This is a genomic window from Pseudomonas sp. R28(2017) (genome assembly GCF_002112505.1).
In the GTDB taxonomy this organism is placed as follows: domain Bacteria; phylum Pseudomonadota; class Gammaproteobacteria; order Pseudomonadales; family Pseudomonadaceae; genus Aquipseudomonas.
In genome coordinates this window covers 204,655-216,964 of sequence record NZ_NEHW01000008.1, presented here as the reverse complement: position 1 = coordinate 216,964, position 12,310 = coordinate 204,655, and the positions used below count along the sequence as shown (strand labels likewise).

Here is a 12,310-nt window from a genome sequence, read left to right as displayed (position 1 = left end):
TCAGAAGGTCCCGCGCAGGGTCACCGACACATTGCGCGGATCACCCCAGTAATACCCGGTCGGTGTCGGCGCCACCTGGCGGTAGTACTTTCTGTCGAACAGGTTGTTGGCGTTCAGCTGCAACGAGTAGTTGTCGTTGAAGCGGTAATTGACCATGGCGTTGTACACCGCGTAACCCGACTGCGAAGCCTCTGCCGTGCCGCTGCGGTTATAGATGTCGCTCTGCGCCTGTACCCCGCCACCGACGGTCCAGGCCTGCAGCTCGCCTGGCAGGCGATAGGAGCTGAACAGGCGCAGCATGCGCTTGGGGTCGGTGGTGCGGATGGCATTCCCGGTGTTGCTGGTAGTGTCCTTCAGGTACTCGGTGGTGTTGTAGGTGTAGCCGCCGCTGACGTTCCAGCCCGGCAGCACTTCACCGGAGATCTCCAGCTCGAAGCCCTGGCTGCGGTTCTTGCCCGCCGCCACCTTGCAGTAGCCCGAGGTGTAGTTGGGCAGGCACGGGTTGGGGCCGCTGATGTCATCCAGCGCGTTGCCCACCTGGTAAATGCGGAAGAACGCCAGCGAGGTGTTCAGCCGGCCTTCGTAGAACTCGCCCTTGATCCCGGTTTCGTACGCCTCACCGGTAGTGGGTTCGAGCACCGAGCCGCTGACATCGGTGGCAGTCTGTGGGTTGAAGATTTCGGTGTAGCTGGCGTAGGTGCTGAAGTTGTCGTTGAGGTCGTAGATCAGCGCGGCGTACGGCACGATCTTGTTGTCGACGCTGAAGGTGCCGTTGCTGCGGGTGTTGTTTTCCTGCTCGTAGTCATACCAGTTCGAGCGCGCACCGATGATCGCGGTAAGCGGGTCGGCCAACGAGATGCGCCAGGTGGCATAGGCGCCTTCCTGGGTGGTGCGAGTACGCACCGGGTGGGCGGTGATGTCGATGTGCGGGTTCGCCAGGCTGGTTTTCGGGTCCCACTCACGGATGTCGAATACGCCGGACTGCACGTTGTTTGTAGCAGAGGCGTAGGAGTCGTTGCGGATGCGCTCCACGCCCAGCATCAGTTCATGGGTACGACCGAGCAGGTCGAACGGCCCGTTGAGGGTCGCGCTCAAGTTGTTCTGCAGGCTTTCGCCGCCATCGCCTTCAGTGACCTGGTAGCTCATCAGGTACGGGTTGCTGGTCGGGTTGGCGGCCCCTGTGGCCCGGGTGAAGTAGGTCTGCTTGAACCCGTCGTCGGCCAGCTTGAAGTGGGTACGCTGGGCCATCAGCTTGAGCTTCCAGTCGTTGTCGAAGCGGTGCTCGAGCTCGGCGAAGGTCTGCAGGTTGCTGCGGTTCCAGCGGTTCCAGTCCGCACCCAGGTAAGTGCTGCGGCCGAACGGCAGGGGCGAGCCGTCGTAGTCGGCGGGCAGGTTGCCCCAGGCGCCGGTGGCGTCGAGCTTGGTCCACTCAAGGCCAGTGGTCAGGGTGGTGCTGTCGTCGAGGTCGAAGGCCAGCACACCGTAGAACACTTCCTTGCGCTCCTGGCGCGAGTCCTGGAAGTGGTCCTTGTCATCGTGCACGGCAATCACCCGACCACGCACGTTGCCGGTTTCGGTCAGCGGGCCGGAAATGTCCGCCACGTAGCGCTGGGCGTCCCACGACCCCAGGGTCACGCTGCCTTCACCTTGGTAATCATAGGTCGGGCGCTTGCGCACCAGGTTGACCGTGCCCGACGGGTTGCCGGCGCCACGGATCATGCCGGTGGCGCCGCGCAGGATCTCGGCGCGGTCGATGATCGCCGAATCGCTCTGGATGAACGAACCGCCACCGCTGCTCTGCACCACCGTGGCACCGTCGTACTGGATGGCATCGATCGCATAGCCGCGCGAGTAGTACTGCACCCGCTCGCTGTCGGTCAGGTTCACCACCACGCCAGGGGTCTGCTCCAGCAGGTTGGTCAGGTTGGTGATGTTCTGGTCGTCGAGGCGCTGGCGGGTGACCACGGTGACCGATTGCGGTGTGTGGCGAAGGCTTTGCGCGGTCTTGCCGATGGTGACTGCGCCGGTGGTGTACGAGCCGCTGTGCTCGGTGGTCTCGCCCAGCCGGTCACTGGAAATGCTGGTGGCGCCCAGCTCCAGCGCACCGCCCGCATCCATGGCCGGGATCAGCAGGAAGCTGCTGTCACCTTCCTGCTGTACCTGCACATGGCTGCCTTGCAGCAGGATCGACAACGCCTCGGCACTCTCATGGCGGCCCTGCACGCCCTGGGTGCTCTTGCCTTGCAGGCTGGCGGCATCGAACGACAGGTTCAGCCCGCCCTGGCGTGCGAGCTGGTCCAGTGCGGGGGCCAACGGGCCGGCCGCAATGTTCCAGTCGAGCGGCTGGCTGTGGCTGACCGGCGCCGCCAGTGCCGAAGGCGCAAGGGCCAGGCCTGCGCCCAGGCCAAGACCGAACACGGTGGCGCGCACGGCTTGGCGCAGCCGCTCGTTGCGGGGGGAACTCGGGTGAATCATCGACCGCTCCTGAAGGTTTCGTAGACCACTTTTCGGGCTTTGTTCCTTCAGGCCGGACGAGAATGAGATTCCACCTCATTCTTTTTTGAAAAAATCAGGCCGCGCCGATGCTGACCCAGTAACGGGTGCGGTAGTCGATGCGCACCGGCAGGCTGCGCGCCAGCAGGTGGAGGATGCGTTCGGTGTCGCCCAACTGGTAGGTGCCGGACACTTTCAGCTCCGCCACCTCCGGCGCGCAGCGCAGCAAACCCGGGCGGTAGCGCGCCAGTTCGGCGACGAACTCGCCCAGTGGCATCTGCTGCACGCTGAGCACGCCATCGGTCCAGCCCCACGGGTCGCCGTGCAGGCGGGCGAGCTGGTAGTCGTTGTTGCTCAATACCTGCAGTGTCTCACCGGCATGCACCTGGCGTGGCGAAGGGGAGTAGGGGAACAGCGTGACCTCGCCGCGGCGCACGGCCAGCAGCAGGCCCTGCTCATTCTCGCGCAGCAGCAACTGGCCGTTGCGGGTGTCGAGCTCGCCGAGGCGGGTATTGATGCGGAACGGTCGATTGTCGCTGGCGTTGCTGTCCAGGCTGACTTCGCCACGCACCAAGGTCAGTTCGCGCAGGTCGGCGCTGTAGCGCAGGTCGACGGCACTGGCGGTGTTGAGCTGGATACGGCTGCCATCGCTGCCCTGCAACTGGCGGCGTTCGCCGGTGCCGGTGCTGCTGTCGGCCATCATTGCAGGCAGCCCCAGCGGCTCGCGTGCGGCCCAGCCGAGGCTGCCACCCACGGCCAGCACGGCCAGCAGCTTGAGCTGGTCACGGCGGCTGATGCGCTGGCGCTGGCTGCCCTCCAGGGTGCGCCGGCTCAGCGCGTTGGGCAGCCCGGCCAGCTCGTCGCTGAGGCCGCTGACCCGCTGCCAGGCCAGGGCGTTGTGCGGATGGCCGGCCAGCCATTGCTGGAATTGTTGCTCGGTGAGCGGGCTCGGGGTATCGAAGCGCAGCTTGACCAGCCACTCGATGGCCTGGTCGACCTGGGCCTGTGCAGGCGGGCGTTCAGAGCTCGGCATAGCGCAACCGGTAACAGACGCCCAGGGCCTTGGCCAGGTCGCGCTCGACGGTCGCCCGCGATACCTCGAGGCGCAGCGCAATCTGTGGGATGCTCAGGCCATCGAGCTGGGCCAGCAGGAAGGCCTGGCGGGTACGCGGCCTGAGCTGGTGCAGGGCACGGTCGAGGCGTTCGAGGGTATCGAGGATGACCAGCCGGTGTTCCTCGCTGGGCACTTCGCCCTCGGGCAGCAGCGCCAGGCTTTCCTGGTAGGCGCGTTCCAGCGCACGGCGGCGGAACTGGTCGATCATCAGCCCGCGGGCGATGCTGCTCAGGTAGGCGCGCGGTTCTTTCAGCGGCGACACCTGGCGCGCGCGCAGCAGGCGCACGAACGTGTCTTGTGCCAGATCGGCAGCATGCTCCTGGCAGCCGACCCGGCTGCGCAGCCAGCCTCGCAACCAGGCGTGATGGGATTGATAGAGCAGGGCGACCTCGGCCGGCTTGAGCGTGTCGTTGATCTGCATCGTAGCGAAGGCCTGGTCCTGTGAATCACACGTGTTTGTGAATAGTTCTCAATTCTATGCGGGGAAACCGGCGCGGAGCAATGGCATACCAGGAATTAGCCGCGCAAGATCCGGCGTTTGCCCGATGAATGGCTGGGCTAAGCTGGACCTGCCTTGACCCCACAGGAACGATGAATGATCCTCGCCGACCTCTCGCCCGACGCCTACCGCGAAGCCACAGGCCACCTGGCCGCGCTGGACCCAGACTGGGCGCGGCATATCCAGGCGATCGGGCCTTGCCTGCATCAGGCGACGCCGGGGCGTGAACCTTATGAAGCCCTGGTGCGGGCGATTGCCTATCAGCAGCTGCATGCGCGGGCGGCCGAGGCGATACTCGGGCGGTTGCTCGCGCTGTTCCCCGATCAGGCGTTTCCGGCCCCCGAACAACTGCTGGCGGTCAGCCCCGAGGTGATGCGCGGGTGCGGCTTTTCGGCCAGCAAGCTGGCGACCATTCATGGCATCGCCCAGGCCCGCCTGGAGGGCGTGGTACCGAGCCGGGATGAGGCGTTGGGCCTTGCCGATGATGCCTTGATAGAGCGCCTGGTGGCCTTGCGCGGCGTGGGCCGCTGGACGGTGGAGATGTTGCTGATCTACAGCCTGGAGCGCTCGGATATCCTGCCGGTGGACGATTTTGGCGTGCGTGAGGGATATCGCCGGTTGAAGGGCCTGGACAAGGCACCGACCCCAGCGCAGATGCGCTCGCTCGGTGGTGGCTGGAGCCCTTACAGGACTGTGGCTGCCTGGTACTTGTGGCGGGCCTGAAACTGACGGACTGGCTTTTCTGGCCCTTTCGCGGGCAAGCCCGCTCCCACAGGATTATCACTCGCTTGCGGCCATGCGCTGTACCTGTGGGAGCGGGCTTGCCCGCGAAAAGGCCGGAACAGGCGAAACAGATAGCTGAGGTAACCGCGATGAAAGCCTTCACCACTGACGCTCAACGCTGGCAAGCCGTCGAGGCCCGTGACACCTCTGCCGCCGGCCACTTTGTCTACGCCGTGCGCACCACCGGCGTGTACTGCCACCCCGGTTGCAAGTCGCGCAGGGCCAAGCGCGAAAACGTCGAGTTCTTCAACGACGCCGCCGGCGCCGAAGCCGCCGGTTACCGAGCCTGCCGCCGTTGCATGGCGAAACCGGGCGATAACCGTCGCGCCGATCTGGTCGCCCGCGCCTGTCGCCTGCTGGAAAGCAGCGACACCCCGCCCAGCCTTGACCAGCTCGGCGTACAACTGGCCGTCAGCCCCTTCCACCTGCATCGCCTGTTCAAGGCCGAAACCGGTCTCACCCCCAAGGCCTACGCCAGCGCTTTCCGTGCCCGGCGCCTGCGCGAGCGGCTGGGGGATGGGCAAAGCTCGGTGACCGATGCCATCTACGAGGCCGGCTACAACTCCAACAGCCGCTTCTACGAAAGCGCCGACCAGCGCCTGGGCATGCGCCCCCGCGACTATCAGGCAGGCGGCGCGGGTGCGACCATCCACTTCGCCATTGGCCAGTGTTTCCTGGGTGCGATCCTGGTGGCCCAGAGTGAGAAGGGCATCTGCGCGATCCTGCTCGGTGATGACCCTGAGGCGCTGCTGGAGCAGTTGCAGGATCAGTTTCCGAAAGCACGCCTGATCGGCGGCGATGCCGGCTACGAGCAACTGATCGCCGAAGTTGTCGGCTTTATCGAGGCGCCGGCTTTGGGGCTGGAGCTGCCGCTGGATGTCCAGGGCACCGCCTTTCAGGAGCGGGTCTGGCAGGCCTTGCGCGAGGTGCCGGTGGGCAGCCGGGTCAGCTATACCGACATCGCCGAACGCATCGGCGCACCCAAGGCGGTGCGTGCCGTGGCCATGGCCTGCGCGGCCAATCACATTGCCGTGGCCATCCCTTGCCACCGGGTGGTACGCCGTGATGGCGACATCAGCGGCTACCGTTGGGGCGTGGAGCGCAAGCAGCAACTGCTGGCGCGAGAAACGGCACTCTCCTGATTGCCTGAAGCCGCGTAGAATCCCCCGCCAAATCGATGTGTAAAGAGGAACATTCGATGAGGCGCGTCAGCCTTGCCCGATTTTGCCTGGGCTTTCTAGCCCTGATGTTGGTGGCGGCCACGCCCGCCTGGTCGGCTCCAGCTACCCCCGTTTCCAGCCTGACCGCTGGCGAACTGCCGGCGCTGGACGAAAATGCCGATTACGAGCAATTGAACGACCGGCTGGACCAGATCCGTCAGGGCGTGACCAGTAATGCCAACGATGACCTGCTGTCGCAACTGCGTATGGCCGCCGTGCAGGTCCAGCGCCAGGCCGATGCACTGAGTGCCTTGCGCACTGCCGACGTGGAAAAGCTCGACGACAAGCTCAAGGTGCTTGGCCCGGTGCAACCCGACGAGGCCGCGAGCATCACCCAGCAGCGCAAGCAGCTCGATGCCGAGAAAAAGGCACTGGTCACCCAACAGGAGCAAGCCACCAAGCTGACCCAGTCGGCCCGCGACCTCTCCACGCAGATCGTCAATCTGCGCCGCAGCCAGTTCAACTCGCAAATCCTCAGCCGCGCCGCCACGCCGTTGAGCCCGGCGTTCTGGTCGAGCCTCATTCGCCCGACCGATGACGACGTGGCGCGCCTGCGCGACCTGCGCGGCGAAGCGAGCGATGCGTTGAGCAGTGCCTTCAGTGCCGACCATCGCTGGTTCTTCATCACAAGCGTGGCGGCCGCATTCCTGGTGTGGATCTGGGTGCGGCGGGTGATCGAGCGTCTGCTGGCCAACGCCATGGTGCGCTGGCTGCCGGAGGGCCGCCTGCGCCGCAGTGCCTTGGCGCTGAGCGTGAGCCTGGCTACCCTGGCCACCATCGCAGGCTCGGTGTCATTGCTGCGCTGGGGCCTGGAAAGCAGCGCCGAACTGGGCTCGGACATCGCCAGCCTGACCAATCACTTCCTGACCCTGGTGGTGTTCAGCGCCTTCATCACCGGCCTGGGCCGCGCCATGCTGATGTTGCAGCGGCCATCCTGGCGCCTGCCGCCGATTCACGACGAAGTGGCCGCTGCCCTGGGCTGGTTCCCCAAGCTGCTGGCCCTGGCACTGATGGTCATGCTGACCATGGAGCGCATCAACAGCGTGATCGGCACCAGCCTGGCACTGACGGTGGCCACCAACGGCCTGACAGCGCTGGTGGTGGCGGTGATCTTCACGCTGGCGCTGCTGCGTTATCGCCGCACCCTGCGCAAGCACGAACTGGAGCGCCCGACCGGGTTGGCCGGGCTGATTCCGTTCGTGACCGTGGTGTGGGTGGGCTTGATCGTGCTGGCCCTGTTGGCCGGTTACCTGACCTTGGCCTACTTCCTCACGGCCAAGCTGCTGTGGATCAGCGTGGTGGCCGTGTGTGCCTACCTGCTCACCACGTTCCTTGCCGACCTTTGCGAGACCCTGCTGTCGCCACGCCAGCCGGGCGGCCTGGCGCTGGCCTCGACCCTGGGCCTGGCGCCTCGCCACCAGGCCCAGGCCAGCACCATCCTGGTCGGCATCAGCCGTACGGTGCTGCTGTTCCTGGCGGTGCTGCTGGCACTGATGCCGTCCGGCACCAGCCCTGGCGAACTGCTGCTGAGCCTGGGCGACTGGGACGGCACCGGCGGCAAGGTGCTGGGTAACCTCAATATCGTGCCGCAGGACATTCTGCTGGCCTTGGCGATGTTCTTCGGCGGCCTGTTCGGCATCCGCGTGGTCAAGCGCTGGCTGAGCGAGCGGCTGCTGCCGGAAACCGACATGGACGCCGGCATGCGGGCCTCGCTGGTGACCCTGGTCGGTTACCTCGGCTTCCTGTTCCTGGCCATGCTGGTGATGTCGACCCTGCGCATCAACCTCACCAGCCTGACCTGGGTGGTCAGTGCGCTGTCGGTCGGTATCGGTTTCGGCTTGCAGCAGATCGTGCAGAACTTCATCTCCGGCCTGATCCTGCTCACCGAGCGCCCGGTCAAGGTGGGCGACTGGGTGAGCCTGGCCGGGGTCGAGGGTGATATTCGCCGGATCAACGTGCGCGCCACCGAGATCCAGATGTCCGACCGTTCCACGGTGATCGTGCCCAACTCGCAGTTCATCTCGCAGAACGTGCGCAACGTGACCATGGGCAATGCCCTGGGCGTGGTGGGTATTACCTTGACCCTGCCCCTGGAGACCGATGCCAACCATGTGCGTGAATTGCTGCTGGCGGCCTATCACGAGCATGAAGCGATTCTCGATGCGCCGGCCTGTTCGGTAACCTTCAAGGACCTGACCTCAGCGGGCATGGTCATTGGTGTGAGTGGTTATGTGGCAGGGCCGCGGCAGGTGTCGAGCACCCGCAGCGACTTGCTGTTCACCATTCTGGGCCGCCTGCGCGATGAGGGCATTGCCCTGTCTTCACCGCAGAGCATGGTGCTGGTGCAGGAAAGCTCGCGCCCGGCTGACGAATCCGTGTGAGTTCGAGGGGGCTGCGCGGCAGCCCCCACAATTCAATGCTGCTTGGCCTGCCTGATACGCAGCAGAATCACCAACAGCACCAGCAGCACCGGCGGCGCCATCCCCAACAGCGCATCCCGCGCGGTCAACCCCAGCCCCAGCACATTCAGCCCGCCATACAGCAGCTTGAACAGGTTCAGCAGGTAATAGGTGATGGCGATGATCGACAGCCCTTCCACCGCCCGCTGGATCTTCACCTGGGCATCGGCGCGAGCATTCAGGCTGCGCAGGATCCCGGCATTCTGTTCTTCCATTTCCACCTGCACCCGCGCCTGCAGCAGGTCGCCCAGGTTGGCGACGTTCTTCGCCAGTTGTTCCAGGCGTTGCTCGGTCGCCGCGCAATAACGCACGGTCGGCTTGAAGCGACGTTCGATGAACACCCCCAGGCGCTGGCAATCACCGACATGGCTTTCGCGCAATTCAGTGAGGCGCTCGAACACCAGCTGCGCATAGGCCTGGGTGGCGCCGAAGCGGTGACGGGCCTTCACCGTGCGGCTGACCACCTGGCGTGACAGATGGGCGATGGCGTCGAGCAGGGCCTTGGAGTCGTGGCCGTCACCGCCCGCGCTGCGCTCCGACAGTTGCACCAGGGTCTTGTCGAAGCCATCCAGCTCCTGGCTCAGGGCCTTGGCCGTGGTCAGGGTCAGCGAGGCCATCATGCGATAGGTTTCGATTTCCAGCAGGCGGCGGATCATCCGGCCCTGGCGGTAGGCGTTGAGCCGGCGGTTGATGAACAGGAAGCGGTTGGTGCCATCTTCGGTCAGGCGGAAGTCGCTCCACACCACCGCATCGCCACCGCCGACGCAGGAGCCGCATGGGTCCTTGAAACCGTAGTGGGGCAGGTCGAGATCCTGCTCGTCACGCACCAGAACCTGCACGGCATTGATCACCTGGGCGGCCTGCGGCGCGATGGCCTCGGCCAGCACCGGCGGTAGCACCTGCCATCGGGTGTCGGCGGCAGAGCAGGACACCACCAGGGTCAGGGTGAAGAACTCGGTGTGCCGTTCCCACTTGAACGGGTGGCCATCCAGGCGGGTGACGCCCTGGGCTGCCTCGGGGTCGATGGCTTCTGGGCAGCAGCGTTGCAGCAGCGCAGCGCAGGCAGCATCGCCGCCGAGCAAGGCCAGGTGAAAAACATGCGCCGGGCCGTCGAAGTACAGCGACGGGCGGGCGTGCAGCTCGTTGTGCAGAGCGGTGCGTTGAGGGTGCATGGTGGTCCGGCCTGGTGTTGTGATTGTGGGGGTACCAGGGAATGGGACTTTGGCGGAGGCTGACGAAGTCACGTCAGGTTCGATGATCGGTAAATCTTCTGTGACAGTTTTGTGAGGCGGCAATCGGCTTGCTGGGGCACCCGCAGGCGTAGAGTGGTCGGCTTTATCGAGCGCTGATAAGGAATGTCTGATGCAACCCACATTGACCACCGCAGACCTGTTGCTGCGTCCGCTTGATGGCCGTGATACAGCGAAGGTTGAAAACCTGTTGCAGGACCCGGAAATCGCCCGGATGACTGCAGTGATTCCGTACCCATATACGCTCGCCATGGCCACCGACTGGATAGAGCGCCAGCCTCGGCTATGGCAGGCCGGGGAGGCGGTTGTCTGGGGGATCGAAAGGCGAGCGGATGCAACGCTGGTCGGGGTGGTGTCCTTGCGTCACCTGAATGGCCCCAGGCCGGTGCTGGGTTACTGGTTGGGCAAACGGTTCTGGGGGCAGGGCTACGCTACCCAGGCGGCTTCTCGCGTGTGTCAGTATGCCGCGAGCCGGCCGGGCATCGAGGCGCTGGTGGCCAGCCGTCTGCATCGCAATGTGGCGTCCGGCATTGTGCTGGGCCGGGCAGGGTTCGAGGTCGAGGGGCTTGGCTTCGAGCTGCTGCCGAACAAGGCGTCTTATGAAGCGGTTGTGTATCACCGATGTCGATTGGGCGATTGGCGTTGAGGCGGGGGCGGGCGAATTTTGGAGCGATGGCTGCGCATTTGGTTTCGGGTTGGGAATTCTCTTACACGTGTTGTTTGCAGATGCATGGCTGAACATTGCGTGAGGGCCACCACGTGCTCGCCGTCAGGGATTCAGCGCCTATGAGATTGAGCGCCGCCCGCGCGGCGCATCGCGAGCTTTGCTCGCTCCCACGTTTGTTTCGCGCCAATCATTCCTGTGGGAATTGCGCGCGTACGCCTTGGCGCATGACTCGATATTGTGTCGTATCGACAAGGCGGTCGCGCGCGCCTGTTACAGGCGTCACTGGCCAGAAACAAGCGTAGGAGCGAGCGCAGCTCGCGATGCGCCGCGCGGGCGGCGCTCGATCTCACAGGCGCCAAAGATGGCGCGGTGGGCGCCCTAGGCCATCACCCCAAACACCGGGTCACATGCTTCACCGACTGGTAACCCGACAACCCCCAAGGCCCGAGTTCGCGGCCAATGCCGCTGCCCTTGGTGCCGCCCCACGAAGTCTCGACGAACACCGCCTGCACCGAGTTGATCCACACATGCCCGACCTCCAGCGCATCGGCCACGCGTTCGGCGCGCTCCAGGTCGGCGGAGCACACCGTGGCGACCAGGCCGAAGCGGCTGTCGTTGGCTTCGGCAATCGCCTGTTCTTCAGTGGCGAAGCGACGTGCGCACAGCACCGGGCCAAAGATTTCCTCGGTCCACAGGCGGCTGTCCTTGGGCACATCGGCATACAGCGTCGGGCTCACGAACCAGCCTTCACGATCCAGCGCCAGCCCGCCGGCCAGGCATTGCAGCCCTTCTTCACGGGCCGTCGCGAAGTAGCTGGCAACCTTCAGCCATTGCGCCTGGCTGGTCAGCGGCCCCATGTCGACTTCTTCGGTCAACGGGTTGCCGACGCGCAGCTTTTCCAGTGCCGCCTGCAGGCGCGGCAGCAGCACATCGGCAATACCTTCCTGCACCAGCAGGCGCGAGGTGGCCGAGCACATCTGCCCGGCATTCCAGGTGATACCGGCGACGATCCACTCCACCGCCTGGTCCGGGTCGCAATCGTCGAACACCACGATCGCCGACTTGCCGCCCAGCTCCAGGGTCACCGGCCGGCACTGCGCCGAAGCGCTGCGCATCACCTGGCTGCCCACACTGTTGCTGCCGGTGAACGACAGTTTGTCCAGGCCGTTGTGGCTGCTCAACGCAGCACCGGTCTCGGCCTTGCCGTTGACGATGTTCAGCACGCCAGCCGGCAGGCCCAGGGTGTCGGCGATCTGGCCGTAGGTCTGCTCGATCAGCGGGGTCACTTCCGAGGGCTTGAGCACCACGGTGCAACCGGCCGCCAGGGCCGGGGCGAGCTTCCAGGCACTGGTCACCAGCGGGAAGTTCCACGGCACGATCAGGCCGACCACGCCCACCGGTTCCAGGCGGGTGCGGGCGGTGAAGCCCGCTGCGGCCAATGGCACGTCACGGTTCTTCGACGGCAGTTGTTCGGCCAGCTCGGCGTAGTAGGCGAACGTGGCGACCGCGTCATCCAGGTCGATTTCGGCCTCGTGGCGCGGCTTGCCGTTGTTGCGCATCTGCAACGTGATCAGCGCTTCACGGCGTTGGTCAAGCTGCTCGGCAAAGCCGCGCAGGAAGGCCGCGCGGGTGCTGGCGCTGACCTTTTTCCAGGTCGGCAGGGCGTCGCGCGCGGCGGCCACGGCCTGGTCGACCTGGGCCACGCTGGCGGCCTGCAGTTCGGCGAAAGGCAGGCCCAGCGCAGGCTCGCTGACGCTGATGCAATCGCTGCCCTGGCCTTCGACCCAGCGGCCGGCAATGTAGTGGGAAGTGGTCATGGTCGTTA

9 protein-coding genes are annotated in these 12,310 nt (G+C 65.3%); 4 read left to right on the top strand and 5 right to left on the bottom strand.

The genetic code is table 11. From position 1 onward, the window contains the following. From CAF78_RS16065 to CAF78_RS16055, 3 genes are all read right to left on the bottom strand, one after another. Entirely contained in the window at positions 1 to 2,475 is a 2,475-nt protein-coding gene (locus tag CAF78_RS16065) for a TonB-dependent receptor (RefSeq protein ID WP_085673962.1), read from the bottom strand. 94 nt (positions 2,476 to 2,569) lie between these two features. Continuing rightward, entirely contained in the window at positions 2,570 to 3,526 is a 957-nt protein-coding gene (locus CAF78_RS16060) for a FecR domain-containing protein (RefSeq protein WP_085673960.1), read from the bottom strand. After that, positions 3,513 to 4,028, bottom strand: coding sequence for a sigma-70 family RNA polymerase sigma factor (locus CAF78_RS16055; RefSeq protein ID WP_085673958.1), 516 nt, complete (start codon positions 4,026 to 4,028; stop codon positions 3,513 to 3,515). Before CAF78_RS16055 ends, CAF78_RS16060 begins: the two co-directional genes overlap by 14 nt. Positions 4,029 to 4,202: 174 nt before the next feature. Between CAF78_RS16055 and CAF78_RS16050 the strand changes: the two genes are divergently transcribed. From CAF78_RS16050 to CAF78_RS16040, 3 genes are all read left to right on the top strand, one after another. Then, positions 4,203 to 4,829 carry a DNA-3-methyladenine glycosylase gene (locus CAF78_RS16050; protein ID WP_085673956.1) on the top strand — a complete coding sequence of 209 codons (627 nt, stop codon included), beginning with the start codon at positions 4,203 to 4,205 and terminating at the stop codon, positions 4,827 to 4,829. A 149-nt stretch (positions 4,830 to 4,978) separates the two neighbouring features. After that, complete coding sequence (gene ada / locus CAF78_RS16045; protein ID WP_085673954.1) at positions 4,979 to 6,031, top strand: bifunctional DNA-binding transcriptional regulator/O6-methylguanine-DNA methyltransferase Ada; 1,053 nt, start codon at positions 4,979 to 4,981, stop codon at positions 6,029 to 6,031. Positions 6,032 to 6,087: 56 nt separating this feature from the next. Next, positions 6,088 to 8,490 carry a DUF3772 domain-containing protein gene (locus tag CAF78_RS16040; protein ID WP_085673952.1) on the top strand — a complete coding sequence of 801 codons (2,403 nt, stop codon included), beginning with the start codon at positions 6,088 to 6,090 and terminating at the stop codon, positions 8,488 to 8,490. A gap of 32 nt (positions 8,491 to 8,522) precedes the next feature. On the opposite strand, the gene CAF78_RS16035 is transcribed toward CAF78_RS16040, so the two are convergent. After that, positions 8,523 to 9,740: a DUF3422 domain-containing protein gene (locus tag CAF78_RS16035; protein ID WP_085673951.1), complete on the bottom strand. Its 1,218-nt coding sequence runs from the start codon at positions 9,738 to 9,740 to the stop codon at positions 8,523 to 8,525. A 190-nt stretch (positions 9,741 to 9,930) separates the two neighbouring features. Here CAF78_RS16035 and CAF78_RS16030 point away from each other — a divergent pair, with 190 nt between their 5' ends. Beyond that, positions 9,931 to 10,464, top strand: coding sequence for a GNAT family N-acetyltransferase (locus tag CAF78_RS16030; protein WP_085673950.1), 534 nt, complete (start codon positions 9,931 to 9,933; stop codon positions 10,462 to 10,464). 407 nt (positions 10,465 to 10,871) lie between these two features. Here CAF78_RS16030 and CAF78_RS16025 read toward each other — a convergent pair whose 3' ends face one another. After that, the gene (locus tag CAF78_RS16025) at positions 10,872 to 12,302 is read right to left on the bottom strand and encodes an aldehyde dehydrogenase family protein (RefSeq protein ID WP_085673949.1); all 1,431 of its coding nucleotides are present in this window, start codon (positions 12,300 to 12,302) and stop codon (positions 10,872 to 10,874) included. Positions 12,303 to 12,310: the final 8 nt, after the last annotated feature.